The following is a 24,386-nucleotide window of genomic DNA, read 5'->3' on the forward strand; positions in this document are numbered from 1 at the left end:
TGGGCTGGTCGTAAGACCCAGGTCCAACCTAATTAGGCGGGGAGACTCCCCGCCATTTTTTATATAGAGTTGTAATGGGGAAATTCCTCAAAGGGATACATAAAAAGGAATTTTGATGGTTAACAAATGATTATTTGTATATGGATTGGAGGAAGTCATAATGAACAAACACGTAGAAAAAGCTATGGAGATAAGAAACGAGACACCGATGGTCAATAACTGTGCGCAGACCATCCTGCGGGCTTACGCGGACGAGCTCGGAATAACAGGAGATATGGCGGCAAAGCTCAGTGCTAATTTCGGTGGTGGCATGAAGTGCGGCTTGACATGCGGTGCGATCACAGGAGGACTTATGGTACTTGGCGCTCTGGGCGTTGAAAATCCATACGTGATAAATCAGTTCAGGCGCAGGATAGCAGATAACCACAATGGCATGACCGATTGTGTCGATCTGTTAAAGGCAAATGCACAAAAGGGTGGAATCAAGAAAGTGCACTGTGATGGCATGATCAGGGAGGCTATAGAGCTGATAGATGAACTGGTAGAAAGTAATGAAGGTTGAACGTAGAGTTGGAGGAAGCTTTTATGAGAAAAAAGAGGGTTGCATTTATCTGTGTTCACAATTCTTGTAGGAGTCAGATTGCCGAGGCTCTCGGGAAATATCTGGCATATGATGTATTTGAAAGCTATTCGGCGGGAACGGAGACGAAGCCACAGATCAATCAGGATGCAGTTCGGATCATGAAGGAATTATATGGGATAGATATGGAAGAAAACGGACAGTATAGCAAGCTGATCAGCGATATACCTGAACCGGATATTGTGATCTCTATGGGATGTCATGTCGGATGTCCGTTTATCGGAAGACCATTTGATGACAACTGGGGACTGGAAGATCCGACTGGCTGTGATGATGAGGCATTTAAGAAAGTGATAAAAGAAATCGAAAATAATATATTGAAGTTGAAGAAACAAATTGGAGGAGACGCGCCATTGGAATAAAGATAAGATATTTTAATGGAGAACTTTCAGTTGAGGTGAAATATATGATGACAATAAGAGAAAAAGCTGAATACATCATAAGGGATATAAAACGGGAACAGGGAACAAATCCTGTCACTATATTTAGAAATATTGCTGCCAAAGACTATGTGAGTATGCATGGCCCGGAGCACCATATACTTGACGGTGCAAGTCTGCTGGTGGCATATAAAAATGCAGGTGGAAACATAGACATTGATGTTGCTCTGGATAAACTCATGTCCGAGGGACTGCGCATGCCGGGGGCTATGTGTGGCTTATGGGGAATTTGCGGTGCTATAACATCCATAGGTGCGGCACTTGCCATAATTGACGGCACTGGACCACTATCCGCTGATGGCACATGGGGAGCTCACATGCAGTATACATCAGCAGCCATAGGGGAGCTGGGAACTATAAATGGTCCGAGATGCTGCAAACGGGATGCGATGATAGCATTCAAGAATGGAATAGAGTATGTGAACAGCCATTATGGTATGGCGTTACAGTATGAGCATAGGCAATGTGAGTATAGTGATATGAATGCGCAGTGCATTGGGGAGAGATGCCCATTCTTTATATAGGCTAACTTTTATTTTGTTATAGGATAAGTTTTATTTTTATTATTGTTAGATTGATTTTTATAGAATTATTCATATAATAATAAATATCTATATGTGATTGTGCTTGGAGAGGCAAAATATTACATATGGAGGACAAAATAATAAAGATAAAAGAAAAAGAGTTTGATAAACTCACGATTAAGGACAACTTTATATTCGGCGCTGTAATGAGGAACGAGAAACAGTGTAAGGCACTGCTTGAATGTATATTGGGAATCAAAATCAGAAAAATTGAATACACAGATGTTGAAAAGGTAATTGAGAAGACGTACAGCTCAAAAGGAGTTCGACTGGATGTATATGTTGAAGATGATATGAACACAGTATATAATATAGAAATGCAGGCTACAAACAAGAAAAATCTTCCCAAAAGAATCAGATATTATCAGGCGATGATTGATTTGAACATTATCGAAAAAGGCAGTTCATACAATAAGCTTAAGAAGAGTTTTATTATATTTATCTGTGATTATGATGAGTTTGGTTTTGGAAGGCATATCTACACATTCACAAGGATATGCAGAGAAGTCGCTGGATTGGAGTTTGGGGATGATACCACAGTTATTGTTCTCAACACTAATGGAATAGCTGATGATGTGAGTGATGATCTGAAAAACTTGCTGAAATACATTGGCGGTCAAGCTCCAAGAGGTGAGCTTGCACGATCGTTGGACAATGAAGTTCAGAATGTAAAAAACAGTGAAAAATGGAGGAGAGAATACATGACATTGCAGATGAGAGACAGAGAAAATATAGAACTTGGTGAAATGAAAAACCAAGTATTTCTGATTCGAAAAATATCCAGAGACAAAATCGAATCTACAAGTGATTTCCTTGGGGTTTCAGAATCATTCGTTATCAAAGTAATGGATTTAATTGAAGAAAATCCAGATCTTGATGATGAGGAAATTGCAGAAATGCTGGTTGATTTTTAAGAGTGAGAATATAGTAAAAAACATAGAGAACAGAAACCTTGCAGAATATAGTGCAGGGCTTTTGTTCTCTATAATTTTATGGGGAAGGCTTTGATTATGTCAATTTTTGTATCTTATTATATCACCGGGATTGCATTTTAAAAACAAAGCATATTGTTAATAGCTCTGGCGAGTGCATTTCTTGTGATGTTTTCTTTATCCATATATTCTTTGCAGCAAAATGTATTGATTTTGCAATGAAATGTGGTTTGACATGCGGTGCGATCACAGGAGGACTTATGGTGCTTGGCGATCTTGTCGTTGAGAATCCTTATGTCATAAATCAGTTCAGGCGCAGGATAGCAGATAACCACAACGGCATGACCGATTGTGCCGCCAGGAGTTACTTAATCGCAGGGCGAAGTTATAAGTAATTAGTATTGACACAGCAATAAACTCCTTTATAATAAATATTACAAACGTAATATTTATTATAAAGGAGTTTTAATATGATGAGCTTATATTTTTTTATCTCGAAATACTACATATGTAATATATGCAAGAAGTTATATTGTATGCTGCTTTTGGTTGGCATAGCCATATTGTTATGCAGTTGTTCCAATAAAAAAGCAGTGACGGACGCAGAGCGGACAGTTATTGATTTTAGTATATCTGATGAAAATCAGTTTATTGCAGATTTGGATGATATATATTCATCCTGTCAGGATATGAAACGCAAGACCGAGGAAGAAAAACTGAATCAGACTAGGACCGTAATAGAATCGATGGGAAGTAAGGGGTACATAGCTGTGGATGTGGAGAATCAGATCAATATGGCAAATGCAGAGAATGCGGAGATGTTTTTATCAGAGGTGGCTGAAAACAGAGATGCAGGATGTACAATACTGCAGGTCATGTATGATAAGTCCTTTGTAAGGTTTGATTTTAAATCAGGCGGTAACAATGTTATGATAACCAGGCGATTCTATGTGTGGGAGAATAACTGTTTTGTTGAGAAAAATGAAGAAAACTATAAGGCCTATACATGGAAATACACAGACGGATATCTATTTTTTGAGAGGTACAGGATGGGAGGATATGACGGAGATTCTGCGTATACGGCATTACGAGTTGAGCCTCTGGATGAGAAGTTAAGGGTACTTAACAGAAAGTATATCAAGACGATTGGATATGATTCGAATAATTTATTTACCACAAACTGGGATGAATCAGATATGAACAAAATAAATTATTATGATATCTATGAAGCACTTTACAAAATGAAATATGGTATGTCCAGTCCCTATTCGGACGAGGGGGTTACATATATGATAGAAGGGAAGTTATACGAGAAGGTGTTTCAGGAGTATTTGCCTGTGTCTACAGACGTACTTCAGCATGTCAATGTGTATGATGTGTCCAGACAAATGTATCAGTACAGAACGAGGGGGATGTTTGATCACAGTGTGACACCATTGGTTCCATTTCCAGAGGTAGTGGATGCTGAGTATAATGCTGACGGAACAATAACCCTCATAGTAAATGCTGTTTCGGAGAAGGATGAGAGTGGAAGATTATTTACACATAAAGTTACGATAAAGGAGAAAGAAAATGATGGATTTGAGTATGTGTCAAATGATGTTCTGACGATGGGCAAAGAGGGGATATATTGGTACAGAGACAGGCTTTCTGATAAAGAGTGGCAGGAGCACTACGGAGATAAGACCATCACAATAAATCAGAATGGAAATGTTATTGATGATAGTCTGTTATCCGATGACGAAATGGAGAATGTTAAAGTAGATATAATAGGAATATTGCAGTCAGATGCCATAAGAAAGTTGTATGAGGATGAAGATATTTCGGATAATAGTGATTTAATATATGGTGCAGTAGATATCTTAGGAAGCAGTGGACTGATATGTTTTGCTGATGATACCAATATGTATAATTATCAGTTATTTCAGTCTTTTTATAGAAATTATACAGATGGTGGAGGGCGTGATTACATTTGCGTATATAGGGTAAACAGGGATGCAAGCGTGACGGAGATGACATTTGTGTATGATGACAGCCGGATACAGATGATTTTCAACACAGCAAAATTCGAGAATCATGACTGGAAGTTTATAGCGACTGGCATACGGGATTTAAGAGATATGAAACTCACAAAAAAAGGCTACTTTATATATACATACTCAAATATAATAGCTCATGGTGGGCTGAAGGAGTATTTCAGAGTCAGTCCGTTGACGGATGAATGCAGGGAACTGACAAGAAAATATGTGTATGGGCTTAGTTATGTGAATTACAATATGCTTGTTATCGATTGGGATGAGTCAAATGCATCAGATATACTTGTGCCATGTATGTTTGATGATATATACAGACTGTACACTGGTGAAAATCTAAAACCTGATGGTGGATGGATAGATGCAGACAAATATGAGTCTGTTATGTTGTCAATGTTCCCTGTCACTGTGACGGAGTTGAGGGATAATTGTGATTACAATTCAGAAAAAGATTCGTACAGATATCATGTCATCCTTGGAAAACAGTATCCACCATTTGGAGAGGTTGTGGACTATTCCTACAACGATGATGGAACGGTTTCGCTTATTGTTGATGCGGTGTGGGCTGACAAGGGATCTGACATTGCATTTAGAAATACACTTACAGTAAAACCGGAAGATGATGGTACTTTCAAATATATGTCAAATCATATAGAGAAGATGGAATGTGACATACCAGTTTATTCTGACTGATATCCATATGCATATATTCCGAGATCACGCAGTATTGACAGAGAGATCTTCGATGCGGAAAGTCCGTCCGCTGATAAAAACTGATTGTCATTTTCTGAAAGTGATATATTCGTGGCGAAAAAGTAATCATTATCATTAGATGTAATGAATCCGACGAACCAGCCGTTTATATTTACATCATTAACTCTGCCGGTACCTGTCTTGCCATACAGACTTTTTCCATCTGAGTTTGCAATAAACATGGACTCTATGACTGTATCCACATTTGTCTTAGACAGCTTCCAATCATTATTTTTCAGGTGACATAGCAGTTCTACCTGCTCTACCGGGGATATAGTCAGAGAGGATTCCAGCCAGTAACAGTTCTGAACTGAATTGATATTCTGATTTCCATATTCAATAAGACTGAGAAAATTTTTCACATCTGTGTGGTCCATAGCTGCATCCAGATTGTCAAAATACCAGTTTACAGATCCGGTCATGGCAGATCGAAGTGTCTGATCTGTGTTCCAGGCATCAAAAGGGTAAGTGCTCCCATCCCAGCGCATAAATGAGTTGTCGGAAGTTATGATGCCATGTTCAAGAGCCATCACTGCGTCATATATTTTATATGTAGAATCCGGTGAAGTGCGGCATAGGGCTCTGTCCTGGTTATAGATAAACCATTTATCATTTCCTTTGTCGTACAGCACAAAACAGCCGTTGTAGCCCCAAAAGTAGCTGGATAGATCCAAGGATTCCAGATTCACTGGGGCAAAATTCTTGTATTGTGTATCATCCAGAGCATATACAGATAATGGCGCACATACAGTCATCAGCAATATGATAATGAAAAATGCATATATACATTTTCGTTTTTCTCTCTTGGTGACAGGTTTGAAATTAACAATAAGCTGAAGTCTTGTTTTAAGTAATTTTTTCTTGCTTTTGCTCTTGAATGATAGCGATGATGAACTACTGAATCTACTTGCAGCCGCACGGAGGATGGTCTGCCCATACTTCGCGGCATAGTTTTGACCGAGGCTCTGCAATACATCATTGTCACATGCTTTTTCTCTGTCATGTCTTGCTGTATGTAATGTGTATATAACAACAGGATTGAACCAATACAGTATGCAGAATATGCAGATAAACATATTCACGGCATTGTCTCTGCGTTTAAAATGTTGTAGTTCATGTAACAAAATATGTTTCAGGTCGGTTATTGTGTAATCGGATATGCAGTCGTTGATTTGCCGTGGAATATATATAACAGGGCGGAATACACCTACAATGACCGCTCCAGATAAAGCAGAGGAGGAATATAATTTCGGTTTGTATCTGCGCACATTGCAGAGCTCAAGGCATTCCGAATATATATTCAATATGACAGTATCGTCGGTGACTGGAACAGCAGATTTTTTCAGCTTGTATAGTGATATGCCTGACACTATTAAACGGATGGAAAATATGCAAACTCCGGCAAGCCAGATAATAAAAAGGAGCTTTGGATATATTGTAGATGTACTGTTTACAGATATAGCAAAGTCGTTCATCCAGTTCCCATTTGATGAAGGGCTGGTATTGATAGGCACAGGAGTAACTGTATTTGCGGCAGAAGTACCCCTGTGAAATAATGATCGTATGAAACCTATGGCTTGGAATATAAATGAATTATTTACAGGGATAAATGGAAATACGAGAAGAACCAGCACAATATATATGGTGTTGTATCTGCCGTTACATGTTAGCTGTTTTCTGAACATAAATCGAACAAATATCAGTAGCAGCAGAGAGAAGCTTATGGATATATTGCTTATAAAAAAATGTGTGAAAAATTCAGTCAAGCCTTATTTCCTCCCGGTGCCTTTTACATTTAATATGTCTTGAAGTTCCTTTATATCATCAGCACTAAGCTCATCACTATCCACAAACGCAGAAACCATGTCGGATATGTGTCCATTGAAAAACTTCTTTAGAAAAGATGAGCTTTCATGTTTTCGATATTCCTCCTGACTGATGACAGGGGAGTAGACGAACATGCGGCCCTTTTTCTCATAGGAGATGGCAGACTTATCAGAAAGTCTTTTGATGAGAGTCTGGATAGTCCTAGGATTCCATGAAGTGGTCTGCAACAGTTTGTCAGTAATGTCATTTGTGCTTATAGGGGCATATTTCCATATAACCTTCATAACTTCATATTCAGCTTCGGAAATCTGGGGAATGTGTTTCATAGATTATACTCCTTTAATACTACGTTTGTAATAACAGTATAAAGATTATCTGGTGGGGTGTCAATTGTGTTGTGGAGGTTTGTTCAATGTTAGTCTGGATAGGAATAATTTTTTTGATCTGCAAGATATGAAGAAACTCTCCAAAAAGGATTGTTTAGCAGAGTATATAATTTTCAAACACCGGGTAACATACTCATATACAGGCTAAGGAGGTATATGAGATGATATCACCAGACACAATAAAGCTGCTCAGGGAATGTGATGCCGGGATCAAGATGGGTGTTTCGTCTATTGATGAGGTGCTCGGATATGTGCGCGCGGCGAAGATGAAAAAGATACTTATAGAATGTAAAGAGGAACACGATGCAATAAAGCAGGAGATACAGAAGCTGCTGGATGAGTACCACGATGATGGCAAGGATCCCAATCCTATAGCAAAGAGCATGTCATGGATCAAGACAAATGTGAAACTCATAGTGAATGAGTCGGACAATACCATAGCGGAGCTTATGACGGATGGCTGCAATATGGGTGTGAAGTCGCTGAATAAATATCTAAACGAATATAAGGCGGCGGATGACAGGGCGAAGGATAAGACGAAGAGACTCATAGAGCTTGAGAAGAAACTCTGTGAGCAGATGCAGCCTTTTTTATAAGTGCTGGTTGACTAAAAAAGTTTTATTAAATATACTTGTAAATATGAAAACCCAACATGTCTGTAGATGACGCGGATCATGTTGGGTATTTATTGTTTTAGTGAAACAGAAAAAATTGATACAAGAAGGAGAAGATATATGAACAGGCAGGTTTACAACCCTTTTTTACCGTTGAATGAGTACATACCTGACGGCGAGCCGCATGTATGGGGCGACAGGGTTTATCATTATGGATCTCACGATAAGGAGGGCGGTTACACGTTCTGTATGCAGGATTATGTGGTGTACTCCGCGCCGGTAAAAGATCTGACAAGCTGGCGATGCGAGGGTATTACATACAGGGCGAGCCAGGATCCGGCATACCCGGAGCTGAAGTATATGTACGCGCCAGATGTCGTGAGGGGAAATGACGGCAGATATTATCTGTATTACTGTATGGGCGGTGACTACGGTTACGGCGGATATACAGGTCCGATCAGTGTAGCTGTGTGTGATACACCGGCGGGCAAATACGAATATCTTGGTCATGTGCAGTACAAGGACGGTACTGTTATGAAGAAGTACATTTGCTTTGATCCGGCAGCCATGAATGATGACGGAACCATCAGGATATTCTACGGAACCCGGTACGGATACGAGGAAGAGCCTGATTTTCTGACAAATGGCAGGCTGGATGATGAGGTATCTATGTTTGGAAGAACAAAGGAGGAGATACTTGGCTACAAGGACAGCATCATGGGACCGATCATGGTGGTGCTTGAGGACGATATGCTGACGGTTAAGGAAGAACCGAGGCACATCATACCTTACGCCGTGAAGGGAACATCATTTGAGGAGCATCCATTTTTCGAGGGTTCATCCATGAGAAAGGTGGGAGACAAATATTACTTTGTTTATTCGTCATGGCAGAACCATGAGCTGTGCTATGCTGTGAGCGATTATCCGGATCACGGATTTACATTTGGCGGCACTATAGTGTCAAATGGCGATGTGGGATATAAGGGAAGAAGTTTAGAGAACAAGCTGAATATGACCGGAACCACGCACGGAAGTATAGAGTGCATAGATGGTCAGTGGTACGTGTTCTATCACAGACTCACACACAAGTCGGACTACAGCAGACAGGCCTGTGCCGAGAAGATATATATAGCTGCGGATGGACACATAGACCAGGTGGAGGTTACGAGCTGCGGTCTGAACGATGGCCCGCTTGTGGCAAATGGCACGTATCCGGCGGTGATAGCATGCAACCTGACAAATGGACATATGCCACACGGCTCCAACAGTATATACACGACAGAATTCCCTAATGTGACGAACAAGGGTGAGGATAGATTTATTGCGGAGATAGAGGATGGAACACTCATAGGGTATAAGTATTTTGCGCTTGAGGACAGCAGTACATTTGGCGTGAATGTCAGATATGAGACGGATGCGAATAAGGTGGTGTACGAGGGACCTGTCAGGGTAGACGAGAGATGTGAGAATCAGGAGCAGATCAAGGATGCAAACGACCTGGCAGAAAATGTAGAAGGATACTTTGACATATGCGTGACAGAAGACGGTGAGAGTATTGGAAGAATAGATATACCTGTATCTGAAGATATCTCAGAGACAGAGTGGAGATGGTGCGAGAACAGAGTGGATTTCCCGGAGGGAGTCCACGCGTTGTATCTTGTATACCGTGGCAGAAGAAAGGTTCAATTAAAAGATATCAGATTTAGGTAAAATAATGAAAGAAGAGGGAAAATTATGAAGAAGTCAAATGGTGCGGCACTGATACCTATATACGTCTTTCTTGTCCTGTATCTGGGACTTGGAATTTTGTTTGAGTACGTGCTGAAGATTCCGATGGGATTTTACAATATTCCGATAGTGGTCGCCTTCATGGTGGCGATATTTGTGGCATGTCTGCAGAACAGAAAGGTAAGCTTTGATGAGAAGCTTCAGATCATGGCAAATGGACTTACGGACAAAAATATTATAACCATGCTGCTCATATTCCTGACGGCGGGAATATTTGTGGGAGTCGTGGGGCGGAGCAGTGCCGAGAGTGTGGCATACTTTATGCTGAGTATCATTCCGGCGAGATTCTCCGTGGCGGTTCTGTTCGTTGTAGCATGCTTTGTATCAACAGCTATGGGAACGTCTGTTGGAACAATAACACTTCTGACGCCTATAGGAGTTGCGGTTGCCGATGCGTCAGGATTTAATCTGCCGCTCTGTGTGGCGTCCATCATGGGCGGTGCGATGTTCGGAGATAACCTGTCGTTCATATCGGATACGACCATAGCAGCATGTAATGGTCAGGGGTGTGCCATGAAAGATAAGTTCAGGGCAAACTTCTGGATAGCATTTCCTGCGGCGATTGTGACGCTCATAGTAATCTTGGTTAAGTCATTCAATACTGAGATAGGCGGAGTAGTGCACCATGATTACAATATGATACAGATCATTCCTTATGTTCTGGTACTCATAGGAGGAATAGTGGGATTTAATGTGTTTGTAGTCCTGATAGTTGGAATCGTGTCAGGCTCCATCATCATGCTTGCCACAGGGCAGACGGCAGCAGTGGATCTCCTGACGAATATGGGAAGCGGTGCAGCGGGAATGTTCGAGACGAGTATGGTAGCTGTACTTGTGGCTGCCATGTGTTCACTCATCAGAGAGTATGGCGGATTTGAGGCGCTGCTTTCGGCTATAAAGAAGGTGTTCAAGGGTGACAAGGGAGGTCAGCTCGGAATCGGGCTCCTGGTTGGAGCCATGGACATAGCCACAGCCAACAATACGGTCGCGATAGTCATGGCAAATCCGATAGCAAAGGAGATGGCAGAGGATTATGGTATATCACCGAAGAGATCTGCGTCACTGCTTGATACATTTTCATGCATATTCCAGGGAATCATTCCTTACGGTGCCCAGATGCTGGTTGCAATATCAGCGGTGTCGGAGCTGGGACATGAGATATCAGCATTCCAGATAATTCCAAATCTGTTTTATCCAATACTTCTTCTTGTCAGTTCGCTTGTGTGGATGCTTATAAGAAGTAATGACAAACCACATCTGGCAAAGAGACGGTAAAGAATATAGATGGACGAGATTTCGTAATATAATAAATAAATATTCAAAAAAACACGCAAAAAAACAAGAAAAATCTTGAAAATGCGTGTTTTTTCGTTTTTATTTAAGAAATTTTATGCTATAATTTACACTTGTGAATTATAAATAAAAAACAGGAGGAGAAACATGGACGCATTCACAAACTTTTTAGGCAAAGTTGATGATATTGTCTGGGGATTGCCACTCATAATACTCATCATCGTCTGCGGAATCTATCTGACGATCAGACTTAAGTTCCTTCAGATAGTTCATCTGCCAAAGGCACTGAGATTCATGATTAAGAATGAGGAAGACGGTACAGGAGAGGTGACGAGCTTTGGCGCGTTATGTACAGCACTTTCAGCAACTATCGGTACAGGTAACATCGTAGGAGTAGCAACAGCTATAGGTATCCTTGCCGGTGGTCCCGGAGCACTTTTCTGGATGTGGATCGCAGCGCTTTTTGGAATGGCAACAAAGTATTCAGAGGGATTGCTTGCTGTAAAGTACAGAAAGATTGACGAGGATGGACACGTTCTCGGAGGACCTTTCTATTACATTGAGAGCGGTATGGGTCACAAGTGGAGGTGGCTTGCAAAGATATTTGCATTCTTCGGAGCATGCGTAGGTCTTATGGGTATCGGTACATTTACACAGGTAAATGGTATTGCTTCTGCAGTTCAGGCTTTCTTTGATCCTGACAAGGCAAATACAATATCAATCCTGGGTAATGATTACTCAATAGCCATCGTCGTCACAGCATTTATACTTGCAATTCTTGTAGGACTTGTCGTAATCGGTGGAATCCAGAGAATATCAAAGGTTTCTCAGGTTATAGTGCCATTCATGGCAGTTCTCTACATTGTGGTGTGTCTGGTTCTAATCATAGTTAATATAAATAAAGTTCCAGCTGCATTTGCAACAATAGTCAAGTGCGCATTTAAGCCTATGTCATTTGCAGGTGGTGTTACAGCAAGTCTTGCAATTGCCATGCAGAAGGGTGTTGCACGTGGTATCTTCTCTAATGAGGCTGGTCTTGGTTCTGCACCTATCGCAGCAGCAGCAGCCCAGACAAAGGAGCCTGTTCGTCAGGGTCTTGTAACAATGACAGGTACATTTATTGATACTATCATCGTATGTACAATGACAGGTCTTTCAATCGTTATGATGGGAAGCTGGCAGGATGGCAGCCTTGAGGGAATCGCAGTCACAACTGATGCATTCCAGAAGGGACTTTTCTTTATGCCAGGTCAGGTTGCAGCATTCATCCTTATGATCTGCCTTGTATTCTTCGCATTCACAACTATCCTTGGTTGGGATTACTATGGTGAGAGGTGTCTTGAGTACCTCACAAACGGCAGTAAGGTTTCAGTTCAGATCTATCGTTGGTTATACATACTTTGTGTATTTATCGGACCATACATGACAGTTAAGGCTGTATGGACTATCGCAGATATATTCAACGGACTCATGGCGATTCCGAATATCATAGCATTGCTTGCACTCAGCAGTGTGGTTGTGGCAGAGACAAAGGATTATTTTGCACGTCACAAGGAACTGTAAGGTTCAATAGAAGTAAATATTTATATGTAATAATTGGGGGAGCACCTATCAGCAGTCAGGCTAAATTTTGTCTGGCTGCTTTTTTGCTTACAGTAGAAATGACCAATATGGAGCTGGTCCTAGAAAGTAAGTTTTGCGATAGATGATAGGGAAACTCTGTATTGTAATATTTAATGGAGGAGTTTATTATGGGAAATACAATAACATTTTTACTTATAGTATTGGGAATTATGTTCTTGAGTGGCATTGCTATGGCAATACTTGCGCTATATTTCAATATCAAGAGGAAACATCCAATATTTTCAATCATATTTTCGATTATACTAATACCGCTGATTTGTATTCCGATACAATTCACTGTTGGTTTTATGATTTCACGATTTATGTTGATAATTGTATTGATATATAGTGTGGCAATGATTGCAATGGCGGTAAAAAATTTCAAAACAAATGAATGAAATTGGATATATCAATTATATAAGGTGTCTGACCGTCGAATATATGTTTGACATGAGTGAGGCTGGATGCTAATATAATATCAAAAGGTGCTACCGATAGACGGTTAGCCTGATATTATTGGATACAAAAGTAACCGCTAAAGTTTTGTCAGGACTGGGCGGTTATTTTTGTGTCTTATCATTGCTCTTAGAGCCAACGGCATAACCAAGAGCAAAGCAAGTAATGCATAAGCTGATGATGGCTATAAACAGTTCCGTTGTAAGCATAAGCACAAACCCTCCATGATAGATTTCCGAAAATGGATTTATCTATGTAAACACAGGCTATTAAACTCCTGTGGTGAAGGCTAACCGCCTACCGAATAGGGTAGCACCAAAAATATTATAACAAACATATGTTCGCTAATCAAGCGGAATATAGAGGTGTTCATGGGATCTGGCACCAAGGGGCATAAATAAGTGAGATTATGGCAAAATGGAAATTGCAGAAATAAATTGACCATCAAAATTTGAGGGAATGGAGGCGTGTTAATGAGAATTATAGACATACATGGCATGACCAATATGGAGTTGGTTCGGGGAGAAACCGATGAATGGTACTGGGCAACAGACTATATTCACGGAGATCTTTATGAGGCAGAAGAACTATTCCGGCAAGGCCATTATGTGCGGAGCAACCGCCTGTATCTTATCCACTATCCAGACGGTACGGTTTATGAGCCTGTGCCGCCTGTGGACGGTCAATATCTTGGCTATCCCGTATATGATGACGGCTATGTTGTGCTGCTGGTAGTGAATTTTTCAGAAAGCATGATACATATTCTTCGATTCTTGCATCAGCAAGAGAAAACGCAGGAAGTGGCAAGGCTGTCTTTATCTACTGTGGGAGATTGCTATAATCTCATTCTTTATACCTCTCCGTTATCGCTGACACGGCAGTCAAATGATGGGACATTTGAGATCATCTGGCCCGAGAAAGTGAGCTTTGTGATAGATGATAGGGAAACTTTCAACTTTCGTGAAGGAGATAAGCTTTACTTCAATATTTGGTATGAAGACCCGGATTACCGGGAGGAGACGCTGGTGCGTTCTTTACGGGACGGCACAATCTTAGAGCGATTTCCTGGTGATATTCGTATTATGCCAAACCGAGAATGGTGGCTTATCAAATAGCTTTATGCTGAGTTCATGTGACCTGGCGCCAATGGGCGCACTCTGATCAGTTAGATTTGATACAAAAATTAGTCATGCAAGAGGGTCTGTATTTGAGAAAATATATAGAAGAATAATACGATGCAAATGGCATCCGCAAACACATCATCAGGTCTTAGAAGATGTGTTTGCGGGTGCTTTTTTATTTGCGGGAGTTTTTTTGATTTATAAAGCAATAACAGTTGACAATAAAGTTAGCAACGACTAACATTGTGGTTGTTAAGAGAATTGGATCAGGGGGATGTAACAAATGATAGGTTCTGAGACTATAAAAGAAACACTGCACAAGACGGATTGTGTCTTATATCCGGTTGGTGACAGAAGAGATAAAGTTGTCATTGTGTTATCAGGCAGCGAGGGCGGTCTGGAGCATACAGGAAAATGGAGGGAAAAGTTGTGAAAAAACAGTTTTTTGAGATCGGGAAGGACGGATTCTATGGAACATATTACGAGAATCCAAATGGGGCTGACTGTGCATTCATAGGACTGTTTGGAGACGATCCGAATGATTTTATGGCGAAGTGCGGAGCAAAGTGGCTGCACAAAAATGGTGTGAACGCACTCTGCATATCTCCCGGAAAGAAGAATTACAGCCATGTAAATAACCCGCTTGAGAGAATAGAGACGGCTATTGCATGGCTGAAAAGTTATGGAAACCGGAAAATAGGAATCATGGGAATGAGTACGGCTGGCATGGATTCCCTGGTTGCGGCGTCGTATTTTCCTGATATCACATTGACATTTGGACTTACGGCAAGTGACTTTGTATGGCAGGGATTTGAACAGGGTAACAAAGACGGATGTAAGGAATGGCCGATACCGGGTGCATCGACTCTTTCGTGGAGAGGCGAGCCTCTTGCTTATATGCCATTTGTGTATGAGCATCCTGTGTACTGGCAGAAAATCGAGGAGGAGACAAAGGGCTCCGGCGACATTGAGCGCAGTACCTGTCTGTTTATTGATTCGGAAAAAGTCAGGGAACACACAGAAGAGGAAATGATCAAGGTTGAGAATATAAAGGGAAAGCTGTTTCTTATTGGCGCAGATGACGACTCATTCTGGGAGGCGGGCAAATACATCCGCAGAATGGATCAGCGACTGAAGGAGCGCCCGCATACATGTGAGTATGTGCCGCTTGTGTATGAGCACGGAACTCATTTTGTTCTGCCGGAATCGATGCTTCGTATGGCGCTTCCGGTTGGACTGAAATTTGTCATGAAGTTTATATTCAAGGCTGCAAAGGATTATCCAAATGAGTGCGAGGCGACGAGAAAGGATATAGACAGAAGACTCTCAGCCGCACTTAAGGAATGGATACAGGAATAAAAAAGGCCAGCTTCATCGTACCAAGACCATTGGTCAGGATGATGAATGCTGTAATTTCCATGTCACACGGATACAAGGACGTTAAAAATAGACTATAGTCCAATAGGAGAAGGGGCTTTATGAAGAAATCAAAATATACATATCTGAAGGATGGATTTGAGGGGATCTTGTATGACACAGGAAGTGAGGATGACAGACTGCTTATCGTCATCCAGGGACTAAAAGGACTGGAACTTCCTGAGAAGTATGCCGGGCTATTTGCAAAGAAGGGATACTCTGTTCTTGCCATGACATATTATGGTGCACCGGGACTTCCGGATACCATGAGGGCGATCCCTCTGGAGATGTTCCAGACTGCTATTGACCGCATGAAGGAGTACGGATCAGGAAAATACAGAAGGTTCGGTATATATGGCAATTCCAAGGGCGCGGGAATGGCGCTGCTTGCTGCTTCGGTCGTGCCGGATATAAGTCTGGTTATAGCAGCATCAACATTTGGACATATCATGCAGGGCAGCGGCAAGGCTGATCTTGATCCTTGCAAGGCGATGGTTTCCTATCGTGGAAAAGACTTTCCGTATGTGTCAAATGCACATATGTTTTCCAATTTCCTGAAAAGATGCATAAAGGAACATCATATGCGCGTGCTGTACTTCTTTGAAGAGTGGGAGAAAAATGGAACGATAGAGAATGAGATCCCGGTTGAAAAGATATGCGGTGACATTCTTTTCCTCACATCGACCCACGATGAATCTGTGCCGTCAAAGCATGACTCGGAGCTGCTTATGGAGAGACTTAAGCGTGAGAACTTTACGCACGGTTACAGGCATATAAATTCGGAGACAGGCAGTCACAATCTGGGATATTTCCCGGTGAACAATGGCGCACTGCCTAGAGAGAAGAAATTCCCGCAGGAATGTCAGAAGGCGAGGGAAGATACGCTGGAAATCATATTGAAGACTCTCAGTTCGTGGAGTGTAGCAGATTTATAGTTTAAAACTAATCGAGAAGTGCAGTTTGACGAGAAAGACAATCAATAAAAAGCGCATAATATTTTCGCAAATCAAAAGAAAACCAGGAAAAAGATACAAAATTATTAGAAATTGTATCTTTTTCCCGGTTTTTATCATTCTAGCGAAAAATTTATGCACTTTTGAATGCTGAGCAAGCTTGCTAATCCACGAATCGGCAAACAGCAAGCTAAATAAACAGCCATGCCGCCAAGAAGCAGCATCTGCCATCAATCAGCAGGGCCACCTGAGCGGCAAAGCCGCCCGCGCCCGATATTACTCAGCGGCCTTTATCTCACTGTGAAGCTCCTGCAGTGACTTCACATCGCTGTCGCCATGCGCCTGAACGTACAGGATACCCTTTGCGGTTGCTCTTGCGCCTGCAATTGTAGTCACATAAGGAATCTTTGCCTTGATGGCAGCCTTTCTGAGGTAACTGTCATCGTGGGCACTTTCCTTACCGCTTGGAGAATTGATTATCAGGTCTATAGAGCCATTTGTTATAAGGTCATTGATATTTGGTCTGCCCTCCTGGAGTTTTTTGACTTTCTCAGCTTTAACTCCGGCAGCCGTAATTATGGCATATGTTCCGCTTGTAGCAAGGATCTTGAAACCAGCTTTTTCGAAAAGCTGAGCGATTTCGATAACCTCATCCTTGTCCTTTCTGTTTACAGAGATCAGGACAGTTCCGCTTGTAGGAAGGAGAGTCTGTGTAGCCTCCTGAGCCTTGTAGAATGCCTCTCCGTAGTAGGTTGAAAGTCCGAGAACCTCACCTGTAGATCTCATCTCAGGTCCTAAGATCGGGTCAACCTCTGGGAACATGTTGAATGGGAATACAGCCTCCTTAACTCCGTAATATGGTATGTGCTGCTCCTTGAGAGCTGGAACAGGAGATGGTCTTCCTGTGAGCTCTGATGTGATGATATCAGTAGCGATAGGAACCATGCGCACGTTACATACCTTTGATACGAGAGGTACTGTACGGGATGCTCTAGGATTTGCCTCGAGAACATATACCTTGCCTTTCTCAATAGCGTACTGCATGTTCATAAGACCTACGACATGCATTTCCTCAGCGATCTTCTTTGTATATTCCTTGATAGTAGCAACATTCTCAGCAGTGATGTGTACTGAAGGAATGATGCAGGCTGAATCACCTGAGTGAATTCCGGCAAGCTCGATGTGCTCCATAACGGCAGGAACAAATGCGTGAGTTCCGTCGCTTATGGCATCTGCCTCACACTCAAGGGCGTGATTCAGGAATCTATCTATAAGTATAGGCCTGTCAGGTGTGACACCAACGGCAGCTCTCATATATCCGTCAAGGCTCTCGTCATCGTATACTACCTCCATACCACGTCCACCGAGAACGTATGATGGACGGACCATGACTGGATAGCCAATCTTGTGAGCGATCTTAAGTGCCTCGTCAACAGTAGTAGCCATACCAGATTCTGGCATAGGTATCTCAAGCTTATCCATCATCTCACGGAAGAGATCTCTGTCCTCTGCAAGATCGATGACAGCAGGAGATGTACCGAGGATCTTTACGCCGTTCTTCTCAAGGTCAGAAGCAAGGTTAAGAGGTGTCTGACCGCCGAACTGTGCGATGACGCCCACAGGCTTTTCCTTGTTGTAAATGCTGAGAACATCCTCAAGTGTAAGTGGCTCAAAGTAGAGCTTATCTGATGTATCATAGTCAGTTGAAACAGTCTCTGGATTACAGTTTACTATGATAGTCTCAAATCCGAGCTTCTTAAGTGCCAGTGATGCATGTACGCAGCAGTAGTCAAACTCGATACCCTGACCGATTCTGTTAGGGCCGCCGCCGAGAATCATAACCTTTGGCTTGTCCTCATTTATCGGATTGCTGTCAGGTGCATTGTATGTGGAGTAGTAGTAAGCGCTGTCCTTTGTTCCGCTTACATGTACGCCTTCCCATGCCTCAGTAACTCCGAGCTCGATTCTCTTATTTCTGATGTCCTCCTCAGGAATCTCAAGAATCTGGCTGAGGTATCTGTCTGAGAAACCGTCTTTCTTTGCAGTGGTGAGTGCCTCGTCAGATGGGAGAGTGCCCTTATGTGCTGCGAGTGCTTCCTCTTCCTCAACGAGTTCCTTCATCTGCTGGGCGAAGTAGTGCTTAACCTTTGTTATATCGAAAATCTCATCTACTGTAGCACCCTTTCTGAGCGCCTCGTACATGATGAAATGTCTGTCGCTTGATGGATGTGCAAGCATGCGCAATAGTTCATCCTTGCTCTTTGTATTGTAGTCCTTGGCGTAGCCGAGACCGTATCTTCCTGTCTCAAGGCTTCGGATAGCCTTCTGGAAAGCCTCCTTGTAGGTCTTACCGATACTCATGACCTCACCTACGGCACGCATCTGTGTTCCAAGCTTGTCCTCGACACCCTTGAACTTCTCGAATGCCCAGCGTGCAAACTTGATAACCACGTAGTCACCGTCAGGAACGTATTTGTCCAGTGTGCCGTACTTACCGCACTCGATATCCTTGAGGGTAAGTCCTGTTGCCAGCATGGCTGACACAAGGGCAATAGGGAATCCTGTAGCCTTTGATGCCAGAGCAGAAGAACGGGATGTTCTAGGGTTAATCTCGATTACGATGATTCTGTCAGATACAGGGTCGTGTGCGAACTGTACATTTGTTCCACCGATGACCTCAACAGAGTCAACGATCTTGTATGCCTGCTCCTGGAGTCTCTTCTGAACGTCCTCAGAGATTGTGAGCATAGGGGCGGAGCAGAATGAATCACCTGTGTGAACGCCGAGAGGATCGATGTTCTCGATGAAACATACAGTGATCATATTGCCTTCACAGTCACGTACAACTTCAAGCTCAAGCTCCTCCCATCCGAGAATTGACTCCTCAACGAGAACCTGACCTACAAGGCTGGCCTGGAGACCTCTTGCACAGACAGTCTTGAGTTCCTCCTTGTTGTATACGAGTCCGCCGCCGGCACCACCCATGGTGTATGCAGGACGAAGAACAACAGGGTATCCGAGCTGATCTGCGATGGCGAGAGCCTCATCTACAGAGTAGGCAACTTCGCTTCTTGCCATTTCTATTCCGATTGCGTTCATGGATTTCTTGAATTCGATTCTGTCCTCACCGCGCTCAATGGCATCTACCTGAACACCGATGACCTTGACATTGTATTTGTCTAAGATGCCTTCTTTTGCAAGTTCAGCACAAAGGTTAAGTCCTGACTGTCCTCCGAGATTTGGAAGAAGAGCGTCAGGTCTCTCTTTTGCAATTATCTGCTCAAGTCTCTTGACATTGAGTGGTTCGATGTATGTGACATCAGCTGTCTCAGGATCTGTCATGATGGTAGCAGGGTTGGAATTGACCAATACGATCTCGTAACCAAGCTTCTTAAGGGCCTTGCACGCCTGAGTACCTGAGTAGTCGAACTCACATGCCTGACCGATGATGATTGGACCAGATCCTATTATCAGAACTTTGTTAATGTCTTCTCTTTTTGGCATATCTTTCTCCTTATTGTAAAATGATTCTTGTTCAGAGCGAGAGCACTGAAAACTACATGAAATCACACAAAATAAAGAAGTATTTTAATGTGATTTTAAACATTGCCGGACATCGTTTATTTTCTTTTATAAAAATGCCCAAATTATTGTTATTATAAAGTATAAGAGCCCAAAAGTACATAGCTAATAAGGAAATAAATTGAAAAAATGAACTTAAATATGAAATGGATCAAGAATTAAATTAAAGAGAATTATATTAAAAAGAAACAGGGAACAGCAGATAACGGTCTAAAAAAACCGGCAAGTATGAAATGCCATACATGCCGGATAAACTGCGATATTACAATCTGTCTTAAAAAACACAGATAAAATGTCTTATAACACCTTTGAAAGAAAATCCTTAAGTCTAGGATTCTTAGGGTTGCCGAAGAATTCCTCCGGTGTACCGGATTCAAGAATCTGTCCGTCGTCAATAAATACGACCTTATTGGCAACCTCCCTGGCAAATCCCATCTCATGGGTAACAATAATCATTGTCATGCCTTCATCTGCAAGAGCCTTCATGAGATCAAGAACCTCACCGACCATCTCAGGGTCAAGAGCGGAGGTTGGCTCATCAAACAGAATGACATCAGGATTCATGGCAAGAGCACGGACGATGGCAACACGCTGCTTCTGACCGCCTGAGAGAGTAGATGGATATACATCCGCCTTGTCCTCCAGACCGATCCTTTTCAGGAGTTCCTCAGCCTTTGCATGTGCCTCGGCAATTATCTCTGATTTTGTTGTTGTGATTTCCTGCTTTGTCTGCTTTTCCTTGCGGAAGAGATTGGTGACAGGAAGCAGAAGATTATGCCGCTTTGCCTTTTTCAGATCCTGACATCTGACATAGACAGGTGCAAGCATGATATTCTGTATAACAGTCTTGTTGTTATACAGGTTGAAATGCTGGAAAACCATACCCATATGACGGCGGTGTATGTTGATATCAACCTTAGGGTCTGCTATATCAACACCGTTGAATATAATCTGGCCGCCGGTAGGATCTTCCATACAGTTCAAACAGCGAAGAAATGTACTTTTACCAGAACCTGAAGGGCCGATAACAACCATTATATCGCCTTTGTCTATGGTGATATTGATGCCGTTTAAGACCTTGTTATCACCGAAGCTTTTTTCAAGATTAATGACGTCTATCACTCTTTCTCAGGCTCCTTTCCATTAATTTGATTCCCAGGCTGATGAGAAGCACCATCACGATGTAGATAAGTGCCATGACCAGATAAGGGACCATGAATTCGTAGCTGTTACTTCCGATGTAGTTGAATGCAACGTAGAGATCAGTTGCTCCGACAAAACTTACAACTGAAGTCTCCTTTATTAAAGAAATAAATTCATTTCCAAGGGTTGGCAGAATATTCTTGACTGCCTGAGGTATAACGATTTTGAGCATGGTAGTTGAAAAACTGAGTCCCATGGCACGTCCACCTTCCATCTGACCTGGATCAACGGAGAGTATACCACCACGCATGATCTCTGAGATGTAGGCACCGCTGTTGAGTCCGAATACAAGCATAGCCACCTGAACTCCTGTCATGTGTCCTCCCACTATAGGAAGAAGAACATAGTAGAAGAGAAGAAGCTGTACAACCATAGGTGTTCCACGGAAGAAACCTACATATACACTGCAGATTGCATCCAGAACTCTAGGCAGACGCTTGTACTTTGGAATTACCCTGACGGTAGCTATGAGGGTACCGATTATTATACCGATGATAAGACCGGCAATGGCTATTATCACAGTATTCTTCAGACCCTCGACTACCTTAACATACCCGTTGTTGTCGATGAATATTTCTATGAACTTTTGTATTTTTGTAGAAATGTCTCCCATGAAATATCCTTTCAAACATAATTGGCGTTAATACTAAAATTACTAAATCCGAATTAAAATTTACTGCATTGCGTTAAGAGCAGCAGTGATGCTGGCTGCAGGAGCAGCATCGATGATAACATAGTTGAGGTTACCATTTAAAAGATCCTGAACTGCAAGAGAACCGTTCTTGTAGCCTGTTGAAGTCATAGCAAGCTTTGTGAATCCCCAGTCTGCGTCACCCTCGCAGTAGAACTGTCCGGTAGTACCTGTCTGGAAACCAATCTTCATGTCTGAACCCTTAGCCTGAAGGATCTTGTTGACATCATCAGCTGTCTTGCACTCATCAAACTCTGTATTGTCTGATGTAACGATAAGCTTCTGAGAAGCCTTGTAGTATGAATCTGAGAAGCTTACATACTCCTCACGGTCTGGCTTTATAGTAAGACCTGCCATAGCGATATCACACTTGTGCTGACCAACTGAGAGACATACAGCATCGAAATCCATGTTCTGGATAACGAGCTCCTTGCCAAGCTTGTCTGCGAGAGCCTTAGCTATCTCCATATCGACACCATAGTAGTTCTCACCCTTTGTATACTCAAATGGCTCGAATGCAGCATTTGTTGCAACTACAAGCTGATCCTTGTTTGCATCGAGTGTTGCCGACTCAACGGCAACTGGCTCGCCGTCACCGAAATAGTGATTGCAGATCTCCTCAAATGATCCATCCTCGTTCATTGACTTGATGAAATCGTTGACCTGTGTTAAGAGCTCAGGCTGATCCTTATCAACACCGAAAGCATACTGCTCGTCTGTAAGGTCAATCTCTATGACCTTTGCAGTCTTCTTTGATGATGAAGCACTCTCTGAAGCTGCCTCCGAAGAATCATCCTTGCTTCCACAAGCAGTAAGAGCTGTCATAGCCAGAACTGCTGACATTGAAATTGCTAATAAGTTTTTGAGTTTCATTTTTACATCTTCCTTTCATATTTTATCTGAATAAATATACCATTGTGTTTCAAAAAAAGCAATTAATATATGAAAAAACTCGTTCCAAAAGCGGGAAAAAGTGATATGCCTAATAAAAACAGGCTTTTATTCATGATTTATAAATAAACATTGTTATATGAATAGTATTTACTATATAATACATTTGTACCAATTAAAAAAATGAAACTCATATTTAAATATGAAGAATACAGGGAGGTAAGATTATATGAGATACGAGATCAAAGGCGGCATGATGCCTGTGGTAGAAATCATTCTGGAGGCAGGGGAATCTATAAACTGCGAAAAAGGTGCAATGGTATGGATGTCTCCGAATATGCAGATGCAGACATCAGGTGGCGGAGTAGGCAAGATGTTCACTAGGGCCATATCCGGTGAATCGATGTTCCGAAATACATATACGGCTCAGGGGGGACCTGGACTGATAGCATTCGGTTCAAGCTTTGTGGGAAATATCATGGCGGTTGAGATAGGACCTGGCAAGGAGATCATTTGTCAGAAGTCAGCATACCTTGCATCGACACCGGGGGTGAATCTGGAGATAGCTTTCCAAAAAAAAGTTGCAGGCGGTTTTTTTGGAGGTGAGGGATTTATTATGCAGAGGATTACAGGTCAGGGAATAGTGTTCCTTGAAATCGATGGTTCTGTTGTGGATTACATGCTTGCACCGGGACAGCAGATGGTTATTGACACAGGTTATCTTGCAATGATGGATGCAACATGTTCCTTGAACGCAGAGACAGTAAAGGGTGGTGCCATGAATATGTTATTTGGAGGAGAGGGATTCTTCAATACAGTGGTAACAGGCCCTGGCAGAATAACACTTCAGACCATGCCAAAATCGCAGCTTGCCGCTGAGATAGCATCCATGATACCATCCAAATAACCGCCAGAGTCATATAGTTAAGTCCACTACCAAAAGAACACTGCAGCATCTTTCAATGTCGGTCAACTTGAAAATAAAAAGTTAAATATATAATTTTGACGAAAATATAGTCGGATTTAGTATTTGAACTTAGATTTTTCAACCAAAATTTGCGAAATACTACAAACTTATGCGATTAAGGTCTAGACAACCGGAGAAATAAATTATATGATACAAGGGTTGAACGTTAGAATCGTCTATTTAATATAGAACG

23 protein-coding genes are annotated in these 24,386 nt (G+C 42.0%); 17 read left to right on the top strand and 6 right to left on the bottom strand.

All coding sequences use genetic code 11. The features are described from left to right. Positions 1-160: 160 nt before the first annotated feature. The 6 genes from DXD11_RS02325 (at position 161) to DXD11_RS02345 (ending at position 5,322) form a co-directional block, all read left to right on the top strand. On the top strand, positions 161-562 hold the full coding sequence (locus tag DXD11_RS02325) for a C-GCAxxG-C-C family protein (protein ID WP_118757699.1): 402 nt from the start codon (positions 161-163) through the stop codon (positions 560-562). 23 nt (positions 563-585) lie between these two features. After that, positions 586-1,002: an arsenate reductase ArsC gene (locus tag DXD11_RS02330; RefSeq protein WP_118757700.1), complete on the top strand. Its 417-nt coding sequence runs from the start codon at positions 586-588 to the stop codon at positions 1,000-1,002. A 44-nt stretch (positions 1,003-1,046) separates the two neighbouring features. Beyond that, positions 1,047-1,604, top strand: coding sequence for a DUF5714 domain-containing protein (locus DXD11_RS02335; protein ID WP_243105797.1), 558 nt, complete (start codon positions 1,047-1,049; stop codon positions 1,602-1,604). A 125-nt stretch (positions 1,605-1,729) separates the two neighbouring features. After that, on the top strand, positions 1,730-2,578 hold the full coding sequence (locus DXD11_RS02340; RefSeq protein WP_118757702.1) for an Rpn family recombination-promoting nuclease/putative transposase: 849 nt from the start codon (positions 1,730-1,732) through the stop codon (positions 2,576-2,578). Positions 2,579-2,856: 278 nt separating this feature from the next. After that, positions 2,857-2,991: a hypothetical protein gene (locus tag DXD11_RS14670; RefSeq protein ID WP_279220440.1), complete on the top strand. Its 135-nt coding sequence runs from the start codon at positions 2,857-2,859 to the stop codon at positions 2,989-2,991. Between the two features lie 141 nt (positions 2,992-3,132). Further along, the gene (locus DXD11_RS02345; protein WP_147360965.1) at positions 3,133-5,322 is read left to right on the top strand and encodes a DUF6070 family protein; all 2,190 of its coding nucleotides are present in this window, start codon (positions 3,133-3,135) and stop codon (positions 5,320-5,322) included. Here the strand turns inward: DXD11_RS02345 and DXD11_RS02350 are convergent. Together DXD11_RS02350 and DXD11_RS02355 are read right to left on the bottom strand one after the other, a co-directional pair. Further along, entirely contained in the window at positions 5,310-7,067 is a 1,758-nt protein-coding gene (locus DXD11_RS02350; protein ID WP_243105805.1) for a BlaR1 family beta-lactam sensor/signal transducer, read from the bottom strand. The two genes, DXD11_RS02345 and DXD11_RS02350, sit on opposite strands and share 13 nt — an antisense overlap. Before the next feature lie 84 nt (positions 7,068-7,151). After that, entirely contained in the window at positions 7,152-7,535 is a 384-nt protein-coding gene (locus tag DXD11_RS02355; protein ID WP_022216347.1) for a BlaI/MecI/CopY family transcriptional regulator, read from the bottom strand. A gap of 221 nt (positions 7,536-7,756) precedes the next feature. On the opposite strand from DXD11_RS02355, the gene DXD11_RS02360 reads away from it, so the two are divergent. From DXD11_RS02360 to DXD11_RS02395, 10 genes are all read left to right on the top strand, one after another. Then, entirely contained in the window at positions 7,757-8,191 is a 435-nt protein-coding gene (locus tag DXD11_RS02360; protein ID WP_118757705.1) for a hypothetical protein, read from the top strand. A 138-nt stretch (positions 8,192-8,329) separates the two neighbouring features. Next, the gene (locus tag DXD11_RS02365) at positions 8,330-9,919 is read left to right on the top strand and encodes a family 43 glycosylhydrolase (protein ID WP_118757706.1); all 1,590 of its coding nucleotides are present in this window, start codon (positions 8,330-8,332) and stop codon (positions 9,917-9,919) included. A gap of 24 nt (positions 9,920-9,943) precedes the next feature. Next, positions 9,944-11,272, top strand: a complete 1,329-nt coding sequence (locus DXD11_RS02370; protein WP_118757707.1) for a Na+/H+ antiporter NhaC family protein — start codon at positions 9,944-9,946, stop codon at positions 11,270-11,272. A 165-nt stretch (positions 11,273-11,437) separates the two neighbouring features. Next, on the top strand, positions 11,438-12,853 hold the full coding sequence (locus DXD11_RS02375) for an alanine/glycine:cation symporter family protein (RefSeq protein WP_118757708.1): 1,416 nt from the start codon (positions 11,438-11,440) through the stop codon (positions 12,851-12,853). Continuing rightward, positions 12,784-12,999, top strand: coding sequence for a 50S ribosomal protein L27 (locus DXD11_RS14960; protein ID WP_442872048.1), 216 nt, complete (start codon positions 12,784-12,786; stop codon positions 12,997-12,999). The genes DXD11_RS02375 and DXD11_RS14960 overlap by 70 nt, the downstream gene beginning before the upstream one ends. 42 nt (positions 13,000-13,041) lie before the next feature. Beyond that, entirely contained in the window at positions 13,042-13,311 is a 270-nt protein-coding gene (locus DXD11_RS02380; protein WP_117548860.1) for a hypothetical protein, read from the top strand. 531 nt (positions 13,312-13,842) lie between these two features. Further along, the gene (locus tag DXD11_RS02385; RefSeq protein WP_118757709.1) at positions 13,843-14,484 is read left to right on the top strand and encodes a hypothetical protein; all 642 of its coding nucleotides are present in this window, start codon (positions 13,843-13,845) and stop codon (positions 14,482-14,484) included. A 289-nt stretch (positions 14,485-14,773) separates the two neighbouring features. After that, positions 14,774-14,923 carry a hypothetical protein gene (locus DXD11_RS14295; protein WP_165852746.1) on the top strand — a complete coding sequence of 50 codons (150 nt, stop codon included), beginning with the start codon at positions 14,774-14,776 and terminating at the stop codon, positions 14,921-14,923. Then, on the top strand, positions 14,920-15,849 hold the full coding sequence (locus DXD11_RS02390) for an acyl-CoA thioester hydrolase/BAAT C-terminal domain-containing protein (protein ID WP_330426598.1): 930 nt from the start codon (positions 14,920-14,922) through the stop codon (positions 15,847-15,849). Before DXD11_RS14295 ends, DXD11_RS02390 begins: the two co-directional genes overlap by 4 nt. A 119-nt stretch (positions 15,850-15,968) precedes the next feature. After that, positions 15,969-16,841: an acyl-CoA thioester hydrolase/BAAT C-terminal domain-containing protein gene (locus DXD11_RS02395; RefSeq protein WP_118757711.1), complete on the top strand. Its 873-nt coding sequence runs from the start codon at positions 15,969-15,971 to the stop codon at positions 16,839-16,841. A gap of 294 nt (positions 16,842-17,135) precedes the next feature. Here DXD11_RS02395 and carB read toward each other — a convergent pair whose 3' ends face one another. The 4 genes from carB to DXD11_RS02420 all read right to left on the bottom strand — a co-directional run bounded on the left by carB (position 17,136) and on the right by DXD11_RS02420 (position 23,208). Continuing rightward, positions 17,136-20,363 (bottom strand): carbamoyl-phosphate synthase large subunit, encoded by a 3,228-nt coding sequence (gene carB, locus DXD11_RS02405; protein ID WP_118757713.1) that lies wholly within the window; start codon positions 20,361-20,363, stop codon positions 17,136-17,138. Positions 20,364-20,738: 375 nt separating this feature from the next. Beyond that, the gene (locus DXD11_RS02410; RefSeq protein WP_004853032.1) at positions 20,739-21,563 is read right to left on the bottom strand and encodes an amino acid ABC transporter ATP-binding protein; all 825 of its coding nucleotides are present in this window, start codon (positions 21,561-21,563) and stop codon (positions 20,739-20,741) included. Next, complete coding sequence (locus tag DXD11_RS02415; RefSeq protein ID WP_004853031.1) at positions 21,547-22,257, bottom strand: amino acid ABC transporter permease; 711 nt, start codon at positions 22,255-22,257, stop codon at positions 21,547-21,549. The genes DXD11_RS02410 and DXD11_RS02415 overlap by 17 nt, the downstream gene beginning before the upstream one ends. 60 nt (positions 22,258-22,317) lie before the next feature. Next, complete coding sequence (locus DXD11_RS02420) at positions 22,318-23,208, bottom strand: transporter substrate-binding domain-containing protein (RefSeq protein WP_117548865.1); 891 nt, start codon at positions 23,206-23,208, stop codon at positions 22,318-22,320. Positions 23,209-23,455: 247 nt separating this feature from the next. On the opposite strand from DXD11_RS02420, the gene DXD11_RS02425 reads away from it, so the two are divergent. Further along, positions 23,456-24,133: a TIGR00266 family protein gene (locus DXD11_RS02425; protein WP_117548866.1), complete on the top strand. Its 678-nt coding sequence runs from the start codon at positions 23,456-23,458 to the stop codon at positions 24,131-24,133. The last annotated feature ends 253 nt before the right edge of the window (positions 24,134-24,386 follow it).

The organism is Coprococcus sp. TF11-13 (genome assembly GCF_003481085.1).
In the GTDB taxonomy this organism is placed as follows: domain Bacteria; phylum Bacillota; class Clostridia; order Lachnospirales; family Lachnospiraceae; genus Coprococcus; species Coprococcus aceti.

What these genes read in the sequence shown, in the direction of transcription:
- DXD11_RS02325 (WP_118757699.1), top strand. Translation starts at nt 161, where the DNA reads ATGAACAAACACGTAGAAAAAGCTATGGAGATAAGAAACGAGACACCG.
- DXD11_RS02330 (WP_118757700.1), top strand. Translation starts at nt 586, where the DNA reads ATGAGAAAAAAGAGGGTTGCATTTATCTGTGTTCACAATTCTTGTAGG.
- DXD11_RS02335 (WP_243105797.1), top strand. Translation starts at nt 1,047, where the DNA reads ATGATGACAATAAGAGAAAAAGCTGAATACATCATAAGGGATATAAAA.
- DXD11_RS02340 (WP_118757702.1), top strand. Translation starts at nt 1,730, where the DNA reads ATGGAGGACAAAATAATAAAGATAAAAGAAAAAGAGTTTGATAAACTC.
- DXD11_RS14670 (WP_279220440.1), top strand. Translation starts at nt 2,857, where the DNA reads ATGGTGCTTGGCGATCTTGTCGTTGAGAATCCTTATGTCATAAATCAG.
- DXD11_RS02345 (WP_147360965.1), top strand. Translation starts at nt 3,133, where the DNA reads ATGCTGCTTTTGGTTGGCATAGCCATATTGTTATGCAGTTGTTCCAAT.
- DXD11_RS02350 (WP_243105805.1), bottom strand. Translation starts at nt 7,067, where the DNA reads ATGTTCAGAAAACAGCTAACATGTAACGGCAGATACAACACCATATAT.
- DXD11_RS02355 (WP_022216347.1), bottom strand. Translation starts at nt 7,535, where the DNA reads ATGAAACACATTCCCCAGATTTCCGAAGCTGAATATGAAGTTATGAAG.
- DXD11_RS02360 (WP_118757705.1), top strand. Translation starts at nt 7,757, where the DNA reads ATGATATCACCAGACACAATAAAGCTGCTCAGGGAATGTGATGCCGGG.
- DXD11_RS02365 (WP_118757706.1), top strand. Translation starts at nt 8,330, where the DNA reads ATGAACAGGCAGGTTTACAACCCTTTTTTACCGTTGAATGAGTACATA.
- DXD11_RS02370 (WP_118757707.1), top strand. Translation starts at nt 9,944, where the DNA reads ATGAAGAAGTCAAATGGTGCGGCACTGATACCTATATACGTCTTTCTT.
- DXD11_RS02375 (WP_118757708.1), top strand. Translation starts at nt 11,438, where the DNA reads ATGGACGCATTCACAAACTTTTTAGGCAAAGTTGATGATATTGTCTGG.
- DXD11_RS02380 (WP_117548860.1), top strand. Translation starts at nt 13,042, where the DNA reads ATGGGAAATACAATAACATTTTTACTTATAGTATTGGGAATTATGTTC.
- DXD11_RS02385 (WP_118757709.1), top strand. Translation starts at nt 13,843, where the DNA reads ATGAGAATTATAGACATACATGGCATGACCAATATGGAGTTGGTTCGG.
- DXD11_RS14295 (WP_165852746.1), top strand. Translation starts at nt 14,774, where the DNA reads ATGATAGGTTCTGAGACTATAAAAGAAACACTGCACAAGACGGATTGT.
- DXD11_RS02395 (WP_118757711.1), top strand. Translation starts at nt 15,969, where the DNA reads ATGAAGAAATCAAAATATACATATCTGAAGGATGGATTTGAGGGGATC.
- carB (WP_118757713.1), bottom strand. Translation starts at nt 20,363, where the DNA reads ATGCCAAAAAGAGAAGACATTAACAAAGTTCTGATAATAGGATCTGGT.
- DXD11_RS02415 (WP_004853031.1), bottom strand. Translation starts at nt 22,257, where the DNA reads ATGGGAGACATTTCTACAAAAATACAAAAGTTCATAGAAATATTCATC.
- DXD11_RS02420 (WP_117548865.1), bottom strand. Translation starts at nt 23,208, where the DNA reads ATGAAACTCAAAAACTTATTAGCAATTTCAATGTCAGCAGTTCTGGCT.
- DXD11_RS02425 (WP_117548866.1), top strand. Translation starts at nt 23,456, where the DNA reads ATGAGATACGAGATCAAAGGCGGCATGATGCCTGTGGTAGAAATCATT.